Raw genomic sequence first — 21,030 nt, forward strand, 5'->3', positions numbered from 1 at the left:
GCCTTTTGAAAATAAGTATAACTAAAATTTTAAACGTGTGATGAATTACACGGGCAAAATAATTTCTCTCGCTTTTCCGGATACTTTTGTTCGTTTTTCTGACGAAGAAAAGAAGGCAACAAGTTTATTGCAGTTTTTTGGTTTGGGTAAAAATGGTATTATCAAAGCCGGTCACGCTGCTTTTGTGCTCATTGATAATAAAACAGGCGTTGCAGAGTATTACGATTTTGGTAGATATATAACTCCGCCTGGTAAAGGAAGAGTAAGAAGTGCGGTAACCGATGTAGAATTAGAAATACCTTTTAGAGCTACTTTTACTGCTGATGGGAAACTTGCTAATATTGATGAGTTTCTGTTGTGGTTAGAAGCAAATCCCGAGAAAACTCACGGTAGTGGTCGATTAGTGGCTTCAGTTTGTGATTATATATTCTATGATAGAGCAAAAGCATATATTCTCGAAACACAAAATAAAGGAAGTATCCCATATTCTACGTTTCGAAAAGAAGGTAGCAATTGTTCACGAATTGTTACGGATACCATCCTGAATAGTACCGATAAATCCAGAATAAGAACTCCGTTGTTGCGTAATAAATTATTTACGCCAAGTCCTTTGGGTAATGTGGAAAAGGGTTCTATGGAAAATAAAATATTTCAGGTAGAAAATGGAAATTTGATTGAGTATCAAAATTCTGTTTTTAGAGAAAATCTCACTAATTATTTCGATAAGAAAGCACCAAAGTTAGAAACGAAGAAAAGCGCAGTGTTGCCTGAGTTCTTACAGGAAGCTCATTTTCTCTCGGGAACAGGAAGCGGGGCATATTTTATTCTAAAAAAATCTTCGCAAGAGACTTTATTCGAAATTACCAGATTCACGGAGTATGGTAATGAAGATTTTAAAGGTCTTTTTGAAACAAAATCAACCTTTGTTGATACCAAAAGATATCGGTTTGTATATGATTCTCATTGCAAATATTGTCATGTAGAACAAGAAGGGAACATCATTCGATTTGATCTGGTAAAAAGACTTAATTGAGGGCAAATGGAGCACTCAATTTGAAGCTTGGAATCATTACCTTGAACTTTTTGGTTGACGTAAAATTTACCATATTATAATGACCTTTCATTGCTCCAAAAGGCGAACTTAATAAGCATCCACTGTTGTAGGTATGAGATTCTCCGGGTTTTAGCACAGGTTTCTTTCCAATAACCCCTTCGCCTTCTACGATTTCGGTATTATTTAATGCATCCTTAATTTCCCAAAAACGAGAAGTGAGTTGTACAGAATCTTTGCTTTGGTTTTCTATAGTAATACGGTAACCAAAGGCAAAATGAATCTTATAGTTCTTAAAGAACGTACCTTCAAAGGTGGTATCCACCGAAATTTTTATGCCACTGGTTATTTGCTCAACCATATTAAAAAATAAACATGGATCCAATAATGGTTATAATTGATCCTATACCTGCTAAGATAAAAAATAATACGTTCACTAACAGAAATTTAACAATAGTTTTAGCCCTTCCTTGCTGATAAAATTTACGCATAGCTTTATATAAATAGAAAAGAAAAACAAGCATTGCGATGCTGGATGCTACTTCAGTTTCGGAGATTTGATCAATCAAAATTGAAATGCCCATCAGAATGAAAAACATGGTTTGTGTATGAAAAATAAACACCAAATGTTCCATGTAGTTAAATGGTTTCCTTATGTATAACAACCACATCATTAAAGCAAAAATGGGTAGAAAGAAAAATATGATAAATGGGAGTTTATTAAAAACAAACACAAGCAATTCCATCGGATTATCACTAAGATTCTTTGTTTTAATACTTCTGCTATATAAATATCTGGTATACGTGTTTTGTTTGTGCTTTAAGCTATCCAGAGCTGTGTTAGCAACTAGCTCACCGGTTGTTTTGTAATGGGATTTATAGGTTTTCCAGCGTTTTCTTATCGCTGTAAACATTCCCATGGTATCTAATTGAGCTTCTGAAAAATATACTTCGTTGGATGAATTTTTAGCAATTTTAGTCGTGTCTGGTGAACCCGTCTGAATTTCTATTGCACTGATTTTTGAACGTTTTGCATCTTCTGCTGCTTCCTTTTGATCGCTATTAAATTGAAGAGCTACTTGGTCAAAATCAATGAAAAGGCCGTTAATAATAAAAAATAGAATAGAGACACTTAAGTAAAACCTAAAAGGGTTGGCATATTTTATTCTTTTACCTTCAACATAATCCTTGGAGATCATTCCGGGTCTAAATAGTAAGCCAACTATGGTATGTCTTAGTCGCGAATCATAAGAGAATATACTTGCAAAAAATTCATTGAAAAAATCTTTAAAAGAAAGCTTTTTGGTAGTGTTGATTTGACCGCAATTATGACAATATCGATCAATTACATCTAAAGGGACGTTACAATTTAGGCATTCGTTTCCCCTATACTTTTTAAGAAATCTCCCCTTTTCTTTCATGTTAAGCTGATGGTTTGCGTAATAGGACTAAAGTAAGGGTATTTCGTTACAAAACATAAAAAAATAATACGTGATAGCCTTGTGTTATTATTTGTAGGTGTATCGCAGGAAAACGCAAACGATAGAACTGCAATGTAGGAAAGAAAATTTATAACGTTTTAGGGCTCTTTTGGTTGTGTTTTTAGGCAATTTTATTGGTTTTTTATCGAAAAAAATAAATTAACCTTTATCGATATAGGTGGTTTTAAAAGTTTGATATACAGTTTTTTGCGCAGGATCCCTGACAGTGTGGTTAGTAGTTTTTAGAATGTTCAGTATATACTTTTACGTAGTTGTATTACGGTATAACAATAAAAACTTTATTAATGCTTTAAACCGGACAGATGAAAAAAAAGATACCCTTCTTAAAAGTAGCTTTTACGCTTTTATTCATTTTTTTGAAAATTACTTCTGCGAATGCTCAATACAACGTGGATGCGCCATGGATGTCTGAAATTACTGTAAAAGGAAAATCTAATGATATTGGTACTTCTAAATTTGATGAGGTAGTGGGTGCCTTTAATCGTTATTGGAAAGAAAAGAATGATACTGTCAAAGGAAGTGGGCATAAGCCTTTTAAAAGATGGCAGGAATTTCATAAAAACGCAGTGATGCCAGATGGAACGTTGCCAACTCCTGATTTCTATTGGAATATTTGGGAGCAGAAAAAATCAATGAAAAGTTTCGGGCAAAAAAGTGCTAATACTTGGTTGCCAATGGGACCTTTTGATCACGACCCTTCTAATTCTTGGTCACCGGGTCAGGGTAGGATTAATGTAGCGATTGTAGATCCTAATCAACCCAATGTTATGTATGTGGGTGCACCTGCAGGTGGAATCTGGAAATCGATTGATAACGGTGAGCATTGGGAACCACTATCAGATTATTTACCTCAGATTGGAGTTTCCGGTATTGCTATTGATTATAATAATTCTAATATTATTTATATCTCTACAGGAGATGATGACTCTAGTGATGCATTAGGTATCGGTGTTTTGAAATCTGTAGATGGAGGTTATACGTGGAGTAAGACCGGTCTTGATGTTTCTGATGAGTATGAAATCGGAAATGATATTTATATAGATCCAAATGATTCTAATAAATTATGGGTTGCGACAAGCAGAGGGGTTTATAAGACTGAAGATGCCGGAATAACTTGGGTAAAAACCTTATCTGGTAATATTAAAGATATTAAAATAAAGCCGGGCGATACCAATATCATATATGCCGCTACTAGAGACACTTTTTATAAGTCTACCAATGGAGGTGCTAGTTTTTTTATTGTTCGCAATGGATTACCTATTAGCTCCTCACGATTAGTTATTGATGTAACCCCTGCTAATCCGGAGTATGTATATTTGTTAAGTGCCGATTCTGGTAGTTCATTTCAGGGCTTGTATAAATCTGTCAACAGTGGATCTGATTTTAGCAAAACATTAGAAACGGAGAACATATTAGAGAGTACGCAAGCGTGGTATGATTTGGCTCTGGCAGTTTCTGATCAGGATCCTAATCTAGTCTTTGTTGGATGTTTGAATGTATGGAAGTCTACTAATGGAGGAGATGATTTTACTAGAATTAATAGATGGAATTACCCAACAGAACCTACATATACTCACGCAGATATTCATTTTTTACGTTATTATAATGGCAGATTGTTTTGTGGAAGTGATGGAGGTGTTTATGAATCTGTGAATAATGGAGGTTCGTTTACTGATTTAACAAAAGGGCTTCAAATTGGTCAGTTTTATAAAATATCCGTAGCAGAAAATAGTAGTGCAGATCACTTAGTTGGAGGTTTACAGGATAATGGAGGATATGCTTTAGATGGATCACAATGGAATGTATACCACGGAGCAGATGGTATGGATTGTGCCGTTCAGGGTGATGATGAAAATACATACTTTGGATTTATACAATACGGCAGGAATCTATATAAAACCAAAGATAGAGGTAAAACAAGAATATTTGCTGCTTCTGGACCGGAGCGAGGTAATTGGGTAACTCCATTAGTATCGGATCGCAATGGTAATTTGTATGCAGGTTTTAAGAGTTTTTATAAACTTGAAGGTTATTCCTTTAAAAAACAGACTGAGTTCGATTTTGGCGGTAGTAATATTGATCATATCGAGTTAGATCCATCAGATATACGGATTATGTATGTTGCAGATGGTCAGAATCTATACAAAAGCAAGGATAGAGGTGTTAATTGGTCTTTGGTATATAGATTTACCAGATTTATTACTTCTATAGAGGTTCATAATGATAATAATCAAATTATATATGTTTCCACTGCAGGTTCAGGAGGAAAAGTATTTAGATCCTTGGATCAAGGGAACAGTTTCTTTAATATCACCGGTAATCTCCCATCAGAAGGGAAGTTTGTGGTGAAACACCATAAGGGAACAGAATCCATCTACTTAGGAACCTACTTAGGAGTCTATGTTAAAGATGGTGATCAACCTTGGCAGGATTATTCAGCAAGTCTACCCAATGTTGCGGTAAGAGATTTAGAGGTTAATTTAAAAGATAATGTATTGTTAGCAGCAACCTACGGAAGAGGTATATGGAAAGCACCATTACAGGTCGAATTGACTCCAGATGATATTGCTCCTTCGATTCCAACGAATCTAGTGGTATCAGAGATCGGTCAGACTTCTGTGATCTTAACTTGGAATGCTTCAAGCGATAATGTTGCAGTGACCGGATATGATCTATATCAAGGAACAGAATTTGTAAAGTTTGTAAATACAACTTCTACGACAATTAATGGCTTGTCTGCTAACACTGATTACGAATTTAATGTAGTAGCTAGAGATCGAAAGGGAAATCAATCTGCTGCAAGCAATATTGTGTCAGTTACTACAGAAGATGTAACTGAAATTACTTTCAATTTTTATAAGCCTACAGGATGGAGTGATGCTGTAAATGTTTACTTTTTTAGTGTAGCTACAAATGCAACACTCTTAGAAACCAATGAATGGCCCGGGCAACAAATGAGTGCTTATCCTATGACTAATTGGTATACGTATACATTGCAATTATCACCAGAAGTGAATGCTGATGATATTCGAATGGTATTTAATGCTCAAGGTAATCAGACCGATGACCTAGAAAGGAATGTGGAAGGATGGTACTATAATGGATACTGGAGTGATGAGTGTCCGGTTGATTGTGATAATTTAAATTTAACTAAAATTGATATCTATTTTAAAACACCTACGTATAGCTGGAATGGATCTTCCAATATTTATGTGTTCGACAGTAAGCGAAATATTACATTAGAAAATACAGCAGCTTGGCCTGGACAAACGATGACTACTATATCAGGATCTCCTTGGAAAAAATGGTCATTTGTAGTTCCTAATGGAGTCTCTCCAGATGACGTAGGGATCATTTTTAATGATGGTAATGGAATGCAAACTATAGATTTAGCAAGAAATAGAACAGGATGGTTTACTGCCGGATATATAGATAATGGGAAATATGTAGGATTTTGGAGTGACTCTTGCCCTTCGTCTTGCGAACAATTGCCTTCTAGTGAAGAATTGGAAGGAACACAACCAAGAAATGAATCTACATTCACCCAAGCTGAAAAAGCATTAATTTGGCCTAATCCAATTACTGGGCAATCAACATTAAAGTTACGGACAGAGGATGATGGGATATTGGAAATAACTACTGTAAATATTTTAGGTCAGAAACAAGTAATTTACAATCAAAATGTCGTATCCGGCGAACAAACAATAGTATTGAACAGGAATCAAGTACATGCTAAAGGAATTTATTTTTATGTGATTTCTCTTAACGGAGTAAAACTAGAGACTATCAAAGTAGTTGTTCAATAAGAATTATTAAACCATAATTTTAAAAGGTGAAGCTTTCAGTTCTACCTTTTTTAATTTGTAATATTTCTTGAATTTCCGATGCCTTTACCAATCGCGCGGTCGTATCGTGCTGCGGGCGCACGATAGTAAGGGATCACGACATATTCGTTTTCGGTTTCATCAAAATTACCACTGATAAAACCAGGATCAATAGTTCCATCGGGTTTTACCAAAACATATTTATAGTTATAAAAACCTTGTTTAAATAATCTTTTTGTGGTGTAGATAGCATTTTCTTTATCATACGATAATCGTGTAGAATCATCTGTAACATAATTATTGAAATTGCCATAGATGTGTATCTCTCCGCCATCAAGGGGTTCATAACATTCCAAAGAGAAATGCATCCAAACATAGTCGGCCTCTGTGTTGCTATTCTGGGCTCTTAAATTTCTTATTACAAAATTACCATTAATGTCGGGGTTATATGTATAAATCCTGTTTGCCCTAACAATATCAGAGTATAAATAGTTATTGTAAATTTCTTGAAGATCAATTCTTCTAATATTTGCTGTGGGTGATCTAACTTCTTTGTTATCGAAGAAAAGATACTCGTTGCCACCCCAAAAACTAGCTTCAGTATCGTATTTATAAACTAAGCTATTCGCAATAGTAAATTGAGGGATAAGATCAGTAATGGCATTCTTTAGATCGTTGTTTTGAATCACAAGTGTTTTAACCGTACGTTTTGGGTTCTTCAGAATTTCACTGGGAGAGCTAATTTCGAACTGAACAGCTTGTCTGGTATTGATGTATTTTAAATCTCTGGACCTTTTGGTATATACTTTTACATTCGATAAGTTTTCATAAACAATGAATTTTCTGGAAAAAACAATTTCATCATCATCATTATAAATTTCGATCATATAATTTCCGCTTACCTTCAATCCTCTGGTATCTTCGTTAGGAATCCTCAATATATAATGACTGTATAACTGTAAGGTGTTGAATGAATTCTCATAATTCACGATTCTTATATCATCAAAGCCATTTAAATATTCATTTTTATACAATGCAGAAGGAGTCCAGTCAAAATTGTAATATGTTATTTTGTAATAATAATCTGCTTCATCACCGTTAATATCATCAAAACGAATCGTTAGTGGTTCTCCAAGTTTTAGAATGGGTGTGCCTGAGAATTCTTCACTTCCAAATAACTGAATGGTTTTGATGTAATCAGGAGGGTTGACTTCTTCTACGCTTTCTTGTGCAGAAATAAAGGAATGTAGGTTACAGAATAATCCTAAAATTAATAAGGATTGTTTAAGTTTTTGTGACATTTTTTAAGAGTTAACTGCGTAAAGATAAACAAAATGTATGCCTGATTAAGTTGGACTGGATTTTGGATAAAAAAAAACGTTATTTAGAAACATTATAAATAAAATCTTATAACAGATGGTGCTTTCACTTACGTGTTTTAATTAGTAAATTTGCACGATTTTTTTAGTTAATTAACATAGACTACAAATATGTCAAAAGACATTCGTATCAGAAAAGGCTTAGACATTAAGCTTGTTGGCGAAGCAGATAAAGTTACTGTAGATGCCACCAAAAGTAATGTATACGCAATTAAGCCTGACGATTTTCACGGTATCGTACCCAAAGTTATTGCTAAGCAAGGTACAGAGGTTAAGGCCGGCGAACCACTTTTCCACTCTAAAACTAATGAAAAAATGTTGTTTCCTTCACCGGTAAGTGGTGAGGTTGTGGAAATTATTCGCGGTGCCAAACGAAAAATATTAGCATTCAAAATTTTAGCAGATAAAGAACAGCAGTTTGCAGACTTTGGAACAAAGCATGTAAAGGCAATGAACGGTGAGGATATAAAATCTCACTTATTAGCTGCAGGATGCTGGCCTTTTATCAAACAGCGTCCGTATGACGTTATTGCAAATCCTGATGTTGCTCCAAAAGCAATTTTTATATCCGCTTACATGACAGCACCATTGGCTGCTGATTTAGAATATGTGTTGGCAGGAAAAGAAAAGGAGCTTCAGGCGGCTGTTACTGCTTTGAGTAAATTAACTGAAGGAGATGTTCATGTTTCTATTGGTAAAAATGGGAACTCGCCTTTTACCGGATTGGATAATATTACATTGCATAATGTAAGTGGTCCACATCCTGCAGGAAATGTTGGAGTACAGATAGCAAAAGTAGACCCAATTAATAAAGGAGAAGTTGTTTGGATTGTAAATCCACAAGATCTTGTTATTATCGGAGAGTTGTTGCTAACAGGAAAATTTAATTCTGAGAGAATTGTGGCTTTGGCTGGATCTTCTGTAAAAAACCCAAAATATTTCAAAACCAGAATCGGTGCTGAGGTTTCTTCAGTGATTTATGATTCTGGCGTAAAAGATAACAATATTAGGGTGATCAGCGGAAATGTGCTAACAGGTGATAATGTGAAGCCAGATGGAAACTTAGGTTTCTATCACGATATGATCACAGTGATCCCAGAAGGTAATGATTATGAATTTTTTGGTTGGAATAAACCAATTTTCAATAAAATATCTCCATCAAGAGCATTGACTTTTTCTTGGTTATTTCCAAATAAAAAGTATGATCTTAATACCAATACAAATGGAGAGCATAGAGCATTTGTAGTGACTGGTAATTACGAAACAGTTTTTCCTTTAGATATTTATCCATTACAGATCTTAAAAGCGTGTGCTGTTAATGATCTTGATGCTATGGAACAATTAGGGATGTATGAAGTAGCTCCTGAAGATTTTGCGCTGACTGAATTTATATGTGTTTCTAAACAGCCACATCAGCAGATCATTAGAGAAGGACTAGATTTAATGTTAAAAGAAATAGGATAAAGTCATGGGTTTAAAAAGTAAATTACATAACTTAAAACTTAAGTATAAAGATAAAAAGATGGCACCTGCATTCAATGCACTCCATACTTTTTTATACTTACCGAACGAAACTACGCATTCTGGAGCACATGTTCGTGCAGCTGATGATTTGAAGCGTACGATGAATACGGTAATTATGTCATTAGTACCGTGTTTAATCTTCGGTATGTTTAATGCTGGGTATCAACACCATTTAGCGTTAGGTGAAATCGAGGCGGCTTCTAATGGCTTCTTTAGTGCTTCATTTTGGGCACTCGATAATTTAGCAATCGGATTATGGAAAGTTTTACCACTAGTTGTTGTTTCTTATGGAGTAGGATTAGCTGTAGAATTTTTGTTTGCAGTAATCAAAGGACACGAAGTAGAAGAAGGATATTTGGTTACCGGAATGTTAGTGCCTTTAATTGTACCTGTAGACACACCATTATGGATGTTGGCGGTAGCAGTTATTTTTGGAGTAGTAATTGGTAAAGAAGTATTCGGAGGAACAGGAATGAATATTCTGAATCCCGCGTTAACCATCAGAGCATTTTTATTCTTTGCATATCCTACCTGGATGTCCGGAGATAAAGTGTGGGTGCACGGAGCTGAAGAAAGAGCTAGAGAAATTGCTGGTGGAGCTCAATTGGATGCGATTTCTGGAGAAACCATACTTGGTGGATTGGCACAAGGTAAAAATATATTAGCTGAAACTGCTTCGCACGGGAAAGAAGTAACATATTCAATAGCTGAAGCTTTTTATGGATTTATACCGGGATCAGTAGGTGAGACATCGGCATTATTAATATTGTTAGGTGCTGCGTTCTTAATTTTTACGAAAATCGGAAGCTGGAGAATTATGCTAAGTGCGGTATTAGGTACTTTACTAATGGGATTAATATTTAATGGTGTTACCAATGCAGGATGGATTACAGAATCCAGCAAGTTCTATGCATTAATGAATTTAGAATTCTGGAAGCATCTGATCGTTGGAGGTATTGCCTTTGGTATTGTATTTATGGCAACAGATCCTGTAACAGCATCTCAAACTAATAAAGGAAAGTGGATTTATGGATTTTTGATAGGATTTATTTCCATATTAATTCGTGTATTCAATCCGGCATATCCAGAAGGTGTATTCTTAGCGATTTTGTTAATGAATGTATTTGCTCCTACGATTGATCACTATGTGGTTCAAGGAAATGTTAAGAAGAGAATGAAACGTCTAAAATTAAAAACAGCTTAGTTATGGCGATTAATACAGATAAAAATTCATACACAATTATCTTTGCTGTAGCGATGGTAGTTGTTGTAGGCTCATTGTTAGCCTTTACTGCATCTTCATTAAAAGATAAGATTGCTGCAAATAAGCGTACAGAAAAGCAACAAAATATTTTGTTTGCTATGGGGATCTCGGATACAGAAGATCCTAACGAATTTGTACCGGCAGAACAAGCTGAAGAATTGTTTAACAAGTATGTAGGAGATGAGCAGTACATCATCACCGGAAATTCTGCTGAGAAAACAACAAAAGCTTTTAGTATAGAAGTTAAAAAGGAAAATGATAAGATAAAACAAGATCCTAATTATCAGAGAAAAATGCCTTTATTCATTGGTAAGAAAGATGGAGAAGAGTATTATGTAGTTCCAATGAGAGGAAATGGTCTTTGGGATGCGATCTGGGGATATGTTTCTTTAGACAAGGAATTTAAAACCGTTAAAGGTGCATTTTTTGATCATAAAGGAGAAACACCGGGTTTAGGAGCTAATATTAAAGAGGCTTATTTTAGAGATGATTTTATAGGAGAGCAAATATTAGATGCCTCTGGCAACTATAAAGGTATTACCGTGAAAAAAGGTAATGGAGATCCTAAGAATGTAAGAAAAGATGATAATGCAGTAGATGCTATGGCCGGTGCAACGATCACTGGTGATGGTGTAACTGCAATGGTAAAAAAAGGGATCAAAATGTATCAACCTTATTTCGAAACTTTAAAAAAATAACAAATGGCTGAAGTAACAGAAGAAAAAGTTGTAGCTAAAGTAAAAGAGCCTAAAGAGCCTTTGTTTTCGAAGAAAAACAAGAAATTATTAACGGATCCTTTAGCGGATAATAACCCGATTACTATCCAGGTATTAGGTATTTGTTCAGCTTTAGCGATAACGGCGCAGTTAAAACCATCTATCGTAATGGCGATTTCGGTAATTTTTGTTTTAGGAATTGGTAATGTGGTCATCTCATTGATGAGAAATATCATACCATCTAAAATTAGAATTATTGTTCAATTAGTAGTGGTAGCCGCTTTAGTAATCGTGGTAGATCAGGTATTAAAAGCATTTGCGTATACATTAAGTAAAGAACTTTCAGTATTTATTGGTCTTATCATTACGAACTGTATCATTATGGGACGTTTTGAAGCATTTGCCTTGGGTAACGGACCTTGGAAATCTTTTCTTGATGGAATAGGTAATGCAGCTGGATACGGAGTATTACTAATTATTGTTGCATTTTTTAGAGAGCTATTAGGTTCTGGTACCTTATTTGGTGCTAAAGTGTTAGGAGATCCAATTGAAAAAACAGGACTGTATGCATATGGATACGAGAATAATGGTTTTATGGTATTAGCGCCAATGGCATTGATTACCGTAGGGATTATTATTTGGATCCAAAGAAGTAAAAATAAAGCATTAATTGAAGATCATTAAAATAAAGAAACATGGATTATTTAGAATTATTTTTAAAATCGATCTTTATAGATAATATGGTATTTGCATTCTTTTTAGGAATGTGTTCATATCTTGCCGTATCTAAAAAGGTTTCTACGGCTGTAGGTCTTGGTGCTGCGGTGATATTCGTTTTAGCGATTACAGTACCTTTAAATTTCTTATTGGATAAGTATATTCTTAGAGAAGGAGCATTGGTATGGTTAGGACCGGAATATGCGGACTATGATTTGAGTTTCTTAACCTTTATTTTATTTATTGCTACCATTGCGACAATGGTACAGTTAGTAGAAATAATTGTAGAAAAGTTTTCACCATCATTATATAACTCTTTAGGTATTTTCTTACCATTAATTGCTGTAAACTGTGCGATCTTAGGAGGATCATTGTTTATGCAGCAAAAAGAATTTGCTACCATTTCTCACGCTGCCGTTTACGGTATTGGTTCAGGAATCGGATGGTTTTTAGCAATTCTTGCCATTGCTGCGATTAGAGAAAAAATCAGATATTCTAACGTGCCTGCTCCATTAAGAGGACTAGGGATTACGTTTATCCTTACCGGTTTAATGGCTATTGGATTTATGAGTTTTGGAGGAATGCTAACCGGCGGAGATGAAGAGGAGACCAAGAAACAGGAAACTGTTCAGGTAAAGGAGAAAACTGCTAAAGAAGTAGCAGAAAATACTAACGTTTCAATACTTAAATAATATGATATTTTTAGCGTCAACAATTGGAACAATCGCTATCACCATTATTTCATTTTTGGTACTTACATTGGTTTTGGTAGGGATTTTATTATTTGCAAAAGACAAATTATTACCATCAGGACCGGTTAAAATTACCATTAATGGTGAAAAGGAGATAGAAGTGGCCTCAGGAGGTACTTTATTATCTACCTTAGGAAGTCAAAAAATATTCTTACCATCAGCTTGTGGTGGAGGTGGAACTTGTATTCAGTGTGAATGCCACGTATTAGAAGGTGGAGGAGAAGCACTACCAACAGAAACACCACACTTTTCTCGTAAAGAGTTGCAACACGGAGCACGTCTGGCTTGTCAGGTAAAGGTAAAACAAGATATGAATATTGAGATTCCGGAAGAAGTATTCGGGATCAAGAAATGGGAAGCTACTGTTGTTCGTAATTATAATGTAGCATCTTTTATCAAGGAATTTGTAGTAGAAATCCCTGAGGATATGGGATATAAAGCTGGAGGTTATATCCAGATTGAAATTCCTCCGTGTGAGATCAAATACTCTGATATTGATATCACTGCGCACCCAGAAGAGCATGATACTCCGGATAAGTTTCAGGCGGAATGGGATAAGTTTGGTTTATGGCCATTAGTGATGAAAAATAACGAAACGGTAGAGCGAGCATATTCTATGGCTTCTTATCCTGCAGAAGGAAGAGAAATTATGCTAAATGTACGTATTGCTACTCCACCATGGGATCGAAGTAAAAATGGATGGATGGATGTAAATCCAGGTGTTGCATCATCTTATATTTTTGCACAAAAACCAGGGGATAAAGTTACTATTTCAGGACCTTACGGAGAATTCTTTATCAATGAATCAGAATCAGAAATGTTATATGTAGGTGGTGGAGCAGGAATGGCACCAATGCGATCTCACTTATACCACTTATTCAAAACATTAGAAACAGGTCGTAAAGTTACTTATTGGTATGGAGGACGTTCTAAAAGAGAATTATTCTATTTAGATCATTTTAAGCAATTAGAAGATAAATTTTCGAACTTCAAGTTTTACTTAGCGTTATCCGAACCATTAGAAGAGGATAACTGGAAAGTTAAAAGTGATATCGATGCAGAAGGAGACGGATTCGTTGGGTTTATCCATAACTGTGTGATTGATAATTATCTTAATCATCATGAATCTCCAGAAGATATAGAATTATATTTCTGCGGACCACCATTAATGAACAAGGCAGTTCAGAAAATGGGAGAAGATTTTGGTATTCCTGATGAGAATATCAGATTTGATGACTTTGGAGGATAATAAAAGATTTATAATTTTTCACTATAAACCGGTACAAGCAATTGTATCGGTTTTTTTATTTTAGATTTTCTGTTTTATTAACTCAGTTTTATCATGTTCAAAATCAGGTATTCATTTTTGTTTTCGTTCATTTGTTTTTTTGCCTTTATAACATATCAACCTTCCTTAGCTCAGAATATAAAGATTTCTAAAGATACTTTGATTACTATTGTTGAAAATGATGGGGCTTTTTATAATAAATATACCTTAAAGCTATTACCCGTTCATACATGTTCTGCAACTAGTTCGCTAAAAAATAAAATTCGAGATTATTCTGAAAAAAACATGATAGACAATAATGATCGTACAGCTTGGGTAGAAGGTGATATGGATTCCGGAATAGGAGAGATAATTAGGGTAACTTTTGAAGATAAAAATGCTTTACCCTATGTTATAAGAATAGTTCCAGGATATTTGAAATCAGAAGAAACTTGGTATAAAAACAATCGAGTGGCTAAGATCAATATTAGAACTATTGGAACAAATGGTGATTCTGAATATACAATAGATGAATGGAAAAATGTAAGCTTTAGAAAAGATTCTTTATCCAAGGTATTTGTTTCACCGCAATATATTGATATCAGTCAGAACTATATACAGCATATGGGATATACAGATTTTATAGCGATTGAATTTGAGATTATGGAAGTAGATACTATTGGAGTTTTATATAATGATACTTGTATTTCTGAGTTAAGTTTCTACGAGATTGATAAATTAATTAAAGCGTATACTCCAGAAGAATATCAAGAAATAAAGCAATAGAAGAAACTTAGTTTTATGAAGAAGTATATTGTGTGTTTTATTATAATTATCATTTTACTTTTGATTCTAATGAATACCAAAAGAGGTAAAACGGTTACAACTCATATAAAAGGTACTATCTCCAATGTAATTAAGAAGGCCGATTATATTTGTGAACAAGGAGATTCTATTTCTACTAGAGTATTAGCTCCTACGGGTTACAAAAGAAAAGCATATCCAAAAGGTTCTTTTCAGGAATATCTTCGAAACTATCGATTAAAAAAGCACGGAGCACCTATAATTAACTATGATGACACTAAATACTTTGCCCAACACTGGCATGATGCAATTTTAGAAGTTCCTGTTCCTGCAAATGGACTACAACAATGCGCTGATGCTTTGATGAGAATAAGAGCAGAGTATTTATGGGATGCGGATAGAAAGGATGAAATAGGCTTTAATTTTACTTCTGGTCATTATTGCTCTTGGAAAAAATATGCCGAAGGATTTAGACCTAAGATACAGGGTAATAAGGTAACTTTTCATAAAACAGCCTTACCTAATGATTCCAAAGCTAATTTCTATAAATACTTGAATCTAATTTATACGTATGCAGGTACTTTGTCTTTACATACAGAATTACCTAAAGTAGAAATAAAGGATTTAACGATCGGTGATATGTTAGTCAAGCCCGGATCGCCTGGACATATAGAAATCATAGTGGATGAGATTGTAAATAATGAAGGAGGTAAACTGTTTTTGCTTGCTCAAGGAAATACACCTGCTCAGAATGTTTGTCTGCTTAAAAACTTTGAGAATACTAGTATTTCGCCTTGGTATCAATTTGAAGAAAATGTAGCAGTGTATACACCCAGCTATTATTTTGAAAAAGGTATCTTTTTGCGATTCAAATAATTCAAGATACTATTTGTGATTTTTACAAAATTTAAAATACACTTGCGTGTTTATTACAAATTCTCAAAAGAAGTATCTATTACATTTGTTTCAAACTTTTAATGAAATATATAAAATGAAAAAACTTCTTTTTAAGTCAGTACTGATTTTAATAATCCAATTTTTAACTTCCTGTGATAGTGATGATGATCAAACCTTAGTATTAACCACTGTAAAAGGACGGGTATACGATGTTGAAAGAAATATTAATATAGAAGGGTTGGAAGTGTCAGTGTTGAAAACAGATTGTTTTATAGGTTGCGATTCTGAATTTATTGATTCTGCAATAACCGATGAAAATGGTAATTATTCTATTACGTACCATCATATTCCAGGTGAGCGATATGTTTTGTTAAAACCTTATTTCGAATCAGAATATTATACAGAGTTTATTGACGTTGAAAAAGAGATAGAGGAAGGCGTGGAAAATATAAAAGATATTGACGCTTGGCTTCCTGTCATTATAAAACTAAATGCTCGCATAACAAATAACGAAAATGGACCTTTACGTATATTTAATAAAATTATTGGTCATAGGGATTTAAGTTTTATTTCTTTTCCAAGTCACGTTATAGATGAACAAGAAAAGGATACCATAGTATATATGGAAGGGAGACCAAACTCACAAGTTGAATTAGATTTTGTGTATTCAACAGGGTATTCTAATGAGGATTATCATCATTATCGTGAGATTGTTCAAACGAGTTTGGCTGATACACTTAGCGTATCTTATATAGTAGATTGTTCAAGTTTTTAATTTCTATCTTCAAGTTTAAAATAGTTTATTATTAGTGTTCAAAATAATACCTTTGTCGTTACTTATGACAAGGATTTTAACAAAACAAGAGCTTCATAATCTGGCAATGAACATTGTTGGAGAAGAATTAGAAAAAAAAGGATACGAGTTTATTGCGATTAATAGTAAATTAGGTAAACATCCGCAATTTGTATGTATTGACGCGTCTAATCAACGATATTTTGTAATAGTAAAAGCAATATCATATCCGGATAATCCACATAATTATGATATGGTTTGGATGGAAGCTTTTAAAAAGCACGCCAGAGAACAAGAAGCAAAGGTGTTTTATGCCGGTGTAGGATTACAGAATTCTGAGAATCCTAATAAACCGGTTTTTTTAAATGAAGAATACGTTTTGGAATATGCAGGATTGCAGGTCATAGAAACACATCTTAATTAAAACACTATGATTCGTAACCTTCTTATTTTTTCAATGTTAATCATCTTTTTCTCTTGTAAGAAAGAATCCAAACCGTATTTAAATTATACCAACGGAAATGCATTTGGAACCACTTTTTCGGTTCAATTTATAGATAATAAGGAGATAGACTATACACAATCTTATGACAGTATTATCGCTGTGATTAATCATTCTATGTCTACTTATCAGAATGATTCCGATATTTCTAAAATAAATAACGGAGATACTACGATTTTAATAGATCATCATTTTAAAAACGTGTTCAATACTTCCAAAAGGATTTTTAAAGAAACAAAAGGTGTATTTGATCCTACGATTGGTGTTTTAGTAAACGCTTGGGATTTTGGTCCAGAAGGGAAAATAGTTGCTTTAGATAGTCTTAAAATAGATAGCCTGCTAATCTCTGTAGGATTAGATAAAGTTACCATACAAAATGATAAGATCGTAAAACAAGATAAGAATACTTTCGTTGATTTTAATGCTTTGGCAAAAGGGTATGCCGTAGATGTATTTGCTGAGTTTTTAGAAGCTAAAGGTTTGGAAAATTATTTGGTAGAAATAGGAGGGGAGATTAGAGGAAAAGGCAGTAATTTAATCAAAGAAAAGCCTTGGAAAATTGGAGTAGAAGATCCTAATTTTGATCAAACACAATCGTATAGCAAAGTACTTTCTTTACAAAATGAAGCGATGGCAACTTCGGGAAGCTATCGTAAATTTAAGATAGATGAAAATGGCAATAAGTATGCACATATTATTGATACAAAAACAGGGTATCCTCATAAATCCAATCTCCTAAGCGTTTCTGTATTAACTGATACCTGTATAGAGGCTGATGCATATGCTACTGCTTTGATGTCCATGGGATTAGAAAAATCCAAAGATTTTCTAAACAATCATCGGGAATTAAAAGTCTATTTTATTTATGAAGATGAGAATAAAGAACTTCAGACACTTACGGTAAATGACTTTCCTGAGAATTAACGAATAAGATCAATTATCGATTTAACCATTCTTTAAAATCACTGGTTTTTTGCCTACTTACTATGAATTCTTGATCTCTTGGATTTAAAACAGAAAGTTTAATCCTATGATTAAAATAAGCTTCTATTTTTTGAATAGCATTTTTAGAAATAATTTGCCCGCGATTGATTCTAAAGAATTGATTAGGTTCTAAAGAGCTAAATAGCTGATCCATTGTTTCATTAATAATGTATCTTTTAACAGAAGTAACCCCAAAAGTAATACTGTCTTCAGAATAAAAATATAAAAGATCTCGGATTTTAATTTGAGCAAAACCGTTTCCTTCTTTTACCAATATTCCTTCTCGACTATTGGTGGTGGTCTGCATACTGTCCAGAAGCTTTTTTAGGATACTTGGATCAAACGAGGGTGTCGTATTGGTTTTTGTGAATTTGGTTAACGCGTGATGTAGCTCATCTTGTTGGATTGGTTTTAGCAAATAGTCGATACTATTAACTTTAAAAGCCTGGATGGCGTATTGATCAAAAGCTGTAGTAAAAATAATGGGGACCTCAATATCCGTTTTCCGAAAAATCTCAAAGCTTAATCCATCGGCCAGTTGAATGTCCATAAAGATTAAATCCGGTGCAGTATGTTTTTCAAACCAAAGTACAGCATCTTCAACTGTATCAATAATATCTAATAACTGATACTCAAAATTACAGGCTGCAAGTTTACTCCGTAACTGATTCGCTGCTCGTGGTTCATCTTCAATGATTAATATCTGCATACTTATTTTTTTTGTCAGATGGTTTTAATAACGGAAGGGAAACAATGAATTGGGTTGAATCATTTTTAATATTGATAGGTTCGTTTGAAATCAATGTATAACGCTTTTCAATATTTTTTAGCCCGACCTTTGTAGAAGGTATTTGAGTTGATTTTGGTTGAATCTTATTCGTCACTGTTAGAAAGTTGTTTTTTACTTCTACCGCTATTTTTAAAGGTTTTGCTTTTGAAATTACGTTATGTTTTATGGCATTTTCCAATAAAAGTTGAAGACTCATTGGTATGATCATAGTACGTAATGAGTTATCCGGGATATTCCAATCTACCTGTAGATTGTTACCGAATCTTTCTGATTGTATATGAATATATGATTTTGCGAATTTTAATTCATCTCTAAGTAAAATCATATTTTCGTTTCCGGATTCTAGTATAAAACGATATACGTTTGATAATTTATCTACGAAATCGGTTGCCTCGTCTTTAGAATTTTGATCGATAATATCTCGTAGTGTGTTGAGTGTATTAAAGAAAAAATGTGGTTGTGCTTGATTTCTAAGGGCATCCAATTGTGCCTGTATGATCATCTGCTTGTTTTGTTCTTCTTCTCTAATCGATTTCTTTAACCGTATGTAGAAATAAATTGCTTCGTATATCGCCATAGTCATTGTACTAATTAGAATAATTGGCACTAATATTTTAGCTCTGGAAACAGGATTGTAGTTAATATTCCAGATAAAAGATATTAACATGCCACCAACCACATCTACTACAACAACTGTAGTGACAATAGCGATAAAGAATAGAATGATACGTTTTAGATTATCTTCGAAGCTGGGATATTTCTTTCTTAAAAAAATCATTATAGCACGAATGATAAACCAATCACAGGTTGAAAAGAATAGTGAGATGTTCCAACGGATAATAGCTTCACCTAGGGAATAACTTTCAAAAGAATTATTAAAAAGAAAGTATGTGATAAAACTTAGAATCAGAATACCAATAATAATAAACCAAAAGTCATCAAAACCTAAATACTTTATACGTTTCTTTTTATTGACTAACATCTTTGGTTTTATTATGATTTAAGTAATGGGATTCCTTGTTTGGCTTGGTAAAATGTGAAACCAATCCAAGAAGCATACAGTAATCCGAAAAATACTACTATAAAGATCTGGTTTCTATTAGAAACCTTCCATTTTTTGGATACCCATAATGCGAATAACGGAATTATTTGTATTCCGTGCAATCCGAAAAAATGTGCCACCCGTAAATCTCCGCTTATGGTACTCCAATTAACCAAAGGTAAACCTTCTCCTCCGTTAGCAGAACCAACGTTATGAGACATTTGAGTTATCATCTCACCGCCTACCCAACTACCAAAGAATACAATTAACCAGCCCATTAATAATGCATATTGAATAGACTTTGTAGTTTTTAATTTCAATCGAATAGTATCAAAAATAAACAATACCATGATTAACACATTGATTCCGATGAAAAATCCCATTCCTAAAAATAGTATAGCATCAAAGGGAGTAGACTCGTTATAATGAGATGGGACACCTCTTGATGCTTGATAAAAAATTATCCCTAATTCTAATAATAATGTCCAGGCAACGATATTATTTAAAATGTTCTTCTTTCTTTTGGAGTATGGATATATAGTCGTTAAATACCCTACGGTCAAAGTGTAAATAGCTATTGAGATGGAGAATTTAAGTGGTTTTATCCAAACACTAACTCCAGACAAGGTTCGATCATCTACAAAGAATCCTGTTAAGCATACAATAGCAATCAGGAAATTGATCCATACTGCCCAATAGATTACGGAGCTTTCTTTTTTTACAGTACTAAATACTTGGCGTAGATATCTCATGACTTACTTTGTTTAATTGCCTTAAGAATCATAAAAAGTAGAAAGCCAACAGGGCCAAACATGAATGTGGCAAAAAGACAAGGAGCTATTAATAATTGATGAATTCCTAATGTTTTATTTTGATTCAGTATCCACATTCCTACGATGAGATCAAAAGCTAGATAATGTACCCAGCCTGCCAGTACTGCATGTTCTTCGGTGAATAGCTGCATAACAGAAGCGAGACTTCCAAAATCCATTGCTCCGCCAATTTGTATAGCTTGAAAAATATAGATAACATACACAATTGATAACAGTAATGGGATTATTTTAAAATCAATTAAGAATCTTGTTACTTTCCATTTTGGTAGTAGGATCATAAGAATCCACATGGGCATTGCAGTCATATTTGCAAAAGAAAAAACATCAGCAGGAGACATATTTGTTCAATTTTTAATTAATACTTTGATTAAATGATGACGCTAATGTCT

At 33.9% G+C, this 21,030-nt stretch carries 20 protein-coding genes; 13 read left to right on the forward strand and 7 right to left on the reverse strand.

All coding sequences use genetic code 11. The features are described from left to right. Positions 1–40: 40 nt before the first annotated feature. Positions 41–1,033, forward strand: a complete 993-nt coding sequence (locus tag ACFSR1_RS17520) for a DUF6695 family protein (protein ID WP_378294526.1) — start codon at positions 41–43, stop codon at positions 1,031–1,033. Here the strand turns inward: ACFSR1_RS17520 and apaG are convergent. Both apaG and ACFSR1_RS17530 read right to left on the reverse strand, forming a co-directional pair. Further along, positions 1,026–1,412, reverse strand: coding sequence for a Co2+/Mg2+ efflux protein ApaG (gene apaG / locus ACFSR1_RS17525; protein ID WP_378294313.1), 387 nt, complete (start codon positions 1,410–1,412; stop codon positions 1,026–1,028). The genes ACFSR1_RS17520 and apaG overlap by 8 nt on opposite strands. A 1-nt stretch (position 1,413) precedes the next feature. Continuing rightward, positions 1,414–2,472 (reverse strand): DUF3667 domain-containing protein, encoded by a 1,059-nt coding sequence (locus tag ACFSR1_RS17530; RefSeq protein WP_378294314.1) that lies wholly within the window; start codon positions 2,470–2,472, stop codon positions 1,414–1,416. Positions 2,473–2,855: 383 nt separating this feature from the next. On the opposite strand from ACFSR1_RS17530, the gene ACFSR1_RS17535 reads away from it, so the two are divergent. Further along, positions 2,856–6,359: a starch-binding protein gene (locus ACFSR1_RS17535; RefSeq protein WP_378294315.1), complete on the forward strand. Its 3,504-nt coding sequence runs from the start codon at positions 2,856–2,858 to the stop codon at positions 6,357–6,359. A gap of 50 nt (positions 6,360–6,409) precedes the next feature. On the opposite strand, the gene ACFSR1_RS17540 is transcribed toward ACFSR1_RS17535, so the two are convergent. Then, entirely contained in the window at positions 6,410–7,678 is a 1,269-nt protein-coding gene (locus ACFSR1_RS17540) for a type IX secretion system plug protein (protein WP_378294316.1), read from the reverse strand. Positions 7,679–7,867: 189 nt separating this feature from the next. Between ACFSR1_RS17540 and ACFSR1_RS17545 the strand changes: the two genes are divergently transcribed. The 11 genes from ACFSR1_RS17545 to ACFSR1_RS17595 all read left to right on the forward strand — a co-directional run bounded on the left by ACFSR1_RS17545 (position 7,868) and on the right by ACFSR1_RS17595 (position 17,916). Further along, positions 7,868–9,220, forward strand: coding sequence for a Na(+)-translocating NADH-quinone reductase subunit A (locus tag ACFSR1_RS17545; RefSeq protein ID WP_378294317.1), 1,353 nt, complete (start codon positions 7,868–7,870; stop codon positions 9,218–9,220). A 4-nt stretch (positions 9,221–9,224) separates the two neighbouring features. Continuing rightward, entirely contained in the window at positions 9,225–10,484 is a 1,260-nt protein-coding gene (locus ACFSR1_RS17550) for an NADH:ubiquinone reductase (Na(+)-transporting) subunit B (protein ID WP_378294318.1), read from the forward strand. A gap of 2 nt (positions 10,485–10,486) precedes the next feature. Then, entirely contained in the window at positions 10,487–11,242 is a 756-nt protein-coding gene (locus ACFSR1_RS17555; RefSeq protein ID WP_378294319.1) for a Na(+)-translocating NADH-quinone reductase subunit C, read from the forward strand. Between the two features lie 3 nt (positions 11,243–11,245). Beyond that, entirely contained in the window at positions 11,246–11,944 is a 699-nt protein-coding gene (locus ACFSR1_RS17560) for an NADH:ubiquinone reductase (Na(+)-transporting) subunit D (protein ID WP_378294320.1), read from the forward strand. 11 nt (positions 11,945–11,955) lie between these two features. After that, on the forward strand, positions 11,956–12,669 hold the full coding sequence (nqrE, locus tag ACFSR1_RS17565; RefSeq protein WP_378294321.1) for an NADH:ubiquinone reductase (Na(+)-transporting) subunit E: 714 nt from the start codon (positions 11,956–11,958) through the stop codon (positions 12,667–12,669). 1 nt (position 12,670) lies between these two features. Then, positions 12,671–13,978 (forward strand): NADH:ubiquinone reductase (Na(+)-transporting) subunit F, encoded by a 1,308-nt coding sequence (gene nqrF / locus ACFSR1_RS17570; RefSeq protein WP_378294322.1) that lies wholly within the window; start codon positions 12,671–12,673, stop codon positions 13,976–13,978. A 93-nt stretch (positions 13,979–14,071) separates the two neighbouring features. Further along, positions 14,072–14,782, forward strand: coding sequence for an NADase-type glycan-binding domain-containing protein (locus ACFSR1_RS17575; RefSeq protein WP_378294323.1), 711 nt, complete (start codon positions 14,072–14,074; stop codon positions 14,780–14,782). 15 nt (positions 14,783–14,797) lie between these two features. Next, on the forward strand, positions 14,798–15,676 hold the full coding sequence (locus ACFSR1_RS17580; protein ID WP_378294324.1) for a DUF4846 domain-containing protein: 879 nt from the start codon (positions 14,798–14,800) through the stop codon (positions 15,674–15,676). A gap of 115 nt (positions 15,677–15,791) precedes the next feature. After that, on the forward strand, positions 15,792–16,472 hold the full coding sequence (locus ACFSR1_RS17585; RefSeq protein ID WP_378294325.1) for a hypothetical protein: 681 nt from the start codon (positions 15,792–15,794) through the stop codon (positions 16,470–16,472). A gap of 64 nt (positions 16,473–16,536) precedes the next feature. Continuing rightward, on the forward strand, positions 16,537–16,914 hold the full coding sequence (locus ACFSR1_RS17590; protein WP_378294326.1) for a Na(+)-translocating NADH-quinone reductase subunit F: 378 nt from the start codon (positions 16,537–16,539) through the stop codon (positions 16,912–16,914). A gap of 6 nt (positions 16,915–16,920) precedes the next feature. Further along, positions 16,921–17,916: an FAD:protein FMN transferase gene (locus ACFSR1_RS17595; RefSeq protein ID WP_378294327.1), complete on the forward strand. Its 996-nt coding sequence runs from the start codon at positions 16,921–16,923 to the stop codon at positions 17,914–17,916. Between the two features lie 13 nt (positions 17,917–17,929). Here the strand turns inward: ACFSR1_RS17595 and ACFSR1_RS17600 are convergent, their stop codons facing one another. From ACFSR1_RS17600 to ACFSR1_RS17615, 4 genes are read right to left on the reverse strand one after another with little or no spacing between them, the layout of a single operon-like run. Then, entirely contained in the window at positions 17,930–18,685 is a 756-nt protein-coding gene (locus tag ACFSR1_RS17600; RefSeq protein ID WP_378294328.1) for a LytR/AlgR family response regulator transcription factor, read from the reverse strand. Beyond that, positions 18,666–19,748, reverse strand: a complete 1,083-nt coding sequence (locus tag ACFSR1_RS17605; protein ID WP_378294329.1) for a sensor histidine kinase — start codon at positions 19,746–19,748, stop codon at positions 18,666–18,668. The genes ACFSR1_RS17600 and ACFSR1_RS17605 overlap by 20 nt, the downstream gene beginning before the upstream one ends. Positions 19,749–19,759: 11 nt before the next feature. Next, positions 19,760–20,560 carry a hypothetical protein gene (locus ACFSR1_RS17610; protein WP_378294330.1) on the reverse strand — a complete coding sequence of 267 codons (801 nt, stop codon included), beginning with the start codon at positions 20,558–20,560 and terminating at the stop codon, positions 19,760–19,762. Next, positions 20,557–20,979: an ABA4-like family protein gene (locus tag ACFSR1_RS17615; protein ID WP_378294331.1), complete on the reverse strand. Its 423-nt coding sequence runs from the start codon at positions 20,977–20,979 to the stop codon at positions 20,557–20,559. The genes ACFSR1_RS17610 and ACFSR1_RS17615 overlap by 4 nt, the downstream gene beginning before the upstream one ends. Positions 20,980–21,030: the final 51 nt, after the last annotated feature.

It is taken from the genome of Aquimarina rubra (genome assembly GCF_042684305.1).
In the GTDB taxonomy this organism is placed as follows: Bacteria; Bacteroidota; Bacteroidia; order Flavobacteriales; family Flavobacteriaceae; genus Aquimarina; species Aquimarina rubra.

Excerpts from the sequence above, each read along its gene's own strand:
- apaG (WP_378294313.1), bottom strand. The coding sequence starts at position 1,412 with ATGGTTGAGCAAATAACCAGTGGCATAAAAATTTCGGTGGATACCACC.
- ACFSR1_RS17545 (WP_378294317.1), top strand. The coding sequence starts at position 7,868 with ATGTCAAAAGACATTCGTATCAGAAAAGGCTTAGACATTAAGCTTGTT.
- ACFSR1_RS17610 (WP_378294330.1), bottom strand. The coding sequence starts at position 20,560 with ATGAGATATCTACGCCAAGTATTTAGTACTGTAAAAAAAGAAAGCTCC.
- ACFSR1_RS17535 (WP_378294315.1), top strand. The coding sequence starts at position 2,856 with ATGAAAAAAAAGATACCCTTCTTAAAAGTAGCTTTTACGCTTTTATTC.
- ACFSR1_RS17575 (WP_378294323.1), top strand. The coding sequence starts at position 14,072 with ATGTTCAAAATCAGGTATTCATTTTTGTTTTCGTTCATTTGTTTTTTT.
- ACFSR1_RS17550 (WP_378294318.1), top strand. The coding sequence starts at position 9,225 with ATGGGTTTAAAAAGTAAATTACATAACTTAAAACTTAAGTATAAAGAT.
- ACFSR1_RS17605 (WP_378294329.1), bottom strand. The coding sequence starts at position 19,748 with ATGTTAGTCAATAAAAAGAAACGTATAAAGTATTTAGGTTTTGATGAC.
- ACFSR1_RS17585 (WP_378294325.1), top strand. The coding sequence starts at position 15,792 with ATGAAAAAACTTCTTTTTAAGTCAGTACTGATTTTAATAATCCAATTT.
- ACFSR1_RS17520 (WP_378294526.1), top strand. The coding sequence starts at position 41 with ATGAATTACACGGGCAAAATAATTTCTCTCGCTTTTCCGGATACTTTT.
- ACFSR1_RS17590 (WP_378294326.1), top strand. The coding sequence starts at position 16,537 with ATGACAAGGATTTTAACAAAACAAGAGCTTCATAATCTGGCAATGAAC.
- ACFSR1_RS17555 (WP_378294319.1), top strand. The coding sequence starts at position 10,487 with ATGGCGATTAATACAGATAAAAATTCATACACAATTATCTTTGCTGTA.
- ACFSR1_RS17560 (WP_378294320.1), top strand. The coding sequence starts at position 11,246 with ATGGCTGAAGTAACAGAAGAAAAAGTTGTAGCTAAAGTAAAAGAGCCT.
- nqrE (WP_378294321.1), top strand. The coding sequence starts at position 11,956 with ATGGATTATTTAGAATTATTTTTAAAATCGATCTTTATAGATAATATG.
- nqrF (WP_378294322.1), top strand. The coding sequence starts at position 12,671 with ATGATATTTTTAGCGTCAACAATTGGAACAATCGCTATCACCATTATT.
- ACFSR1_RS17540 (WP_378294316.1), bottom strand. The coding sequence starts at position 7,678 with ATGTCACAAAAACTTAAACAATCCTTATTAATTTTAGGATTATTCTGT.
- ACFSR1_RS17580 (WP_378294324.1), top strand. The coding sequence starts at position 14,798 with ATGAAGAAGTATATTGTGTGTTTTATTATAATTATCATTTTACTTTTG.
- ACFSR1_RS17530 (WP_378294314.1), bottom strand. The coding sequence starts at position 2,472 with ATGAAAGAAAAGGGGAGATTTCTTAAAAAGTATAGGGGAAACGAATGC.
- ACFSR1_RS17595 (WP_378294327.1), top strand. The coding sequence starts at position 16,921 with ATGATTCGTAACCTTCTTATTTTTTCAATGTTAATCATCTTTTTCTCT.
- ACFSR1_RS17600 (WP_378294328.1), bottom strand. The coding sequence starts at position 18,685 with ATGCAGATATTAATCATTGAAGATGAACCACGAGCAGCGAATCAGTTA.
- ACFSR1_RS17615 (WP_378294331.1), bottom strand. The coding sequence starts at position 20,979 with ATGTCTCCTGCTGATGTTTTTTCTTTTGCAAATATGACTGCAATGCCC.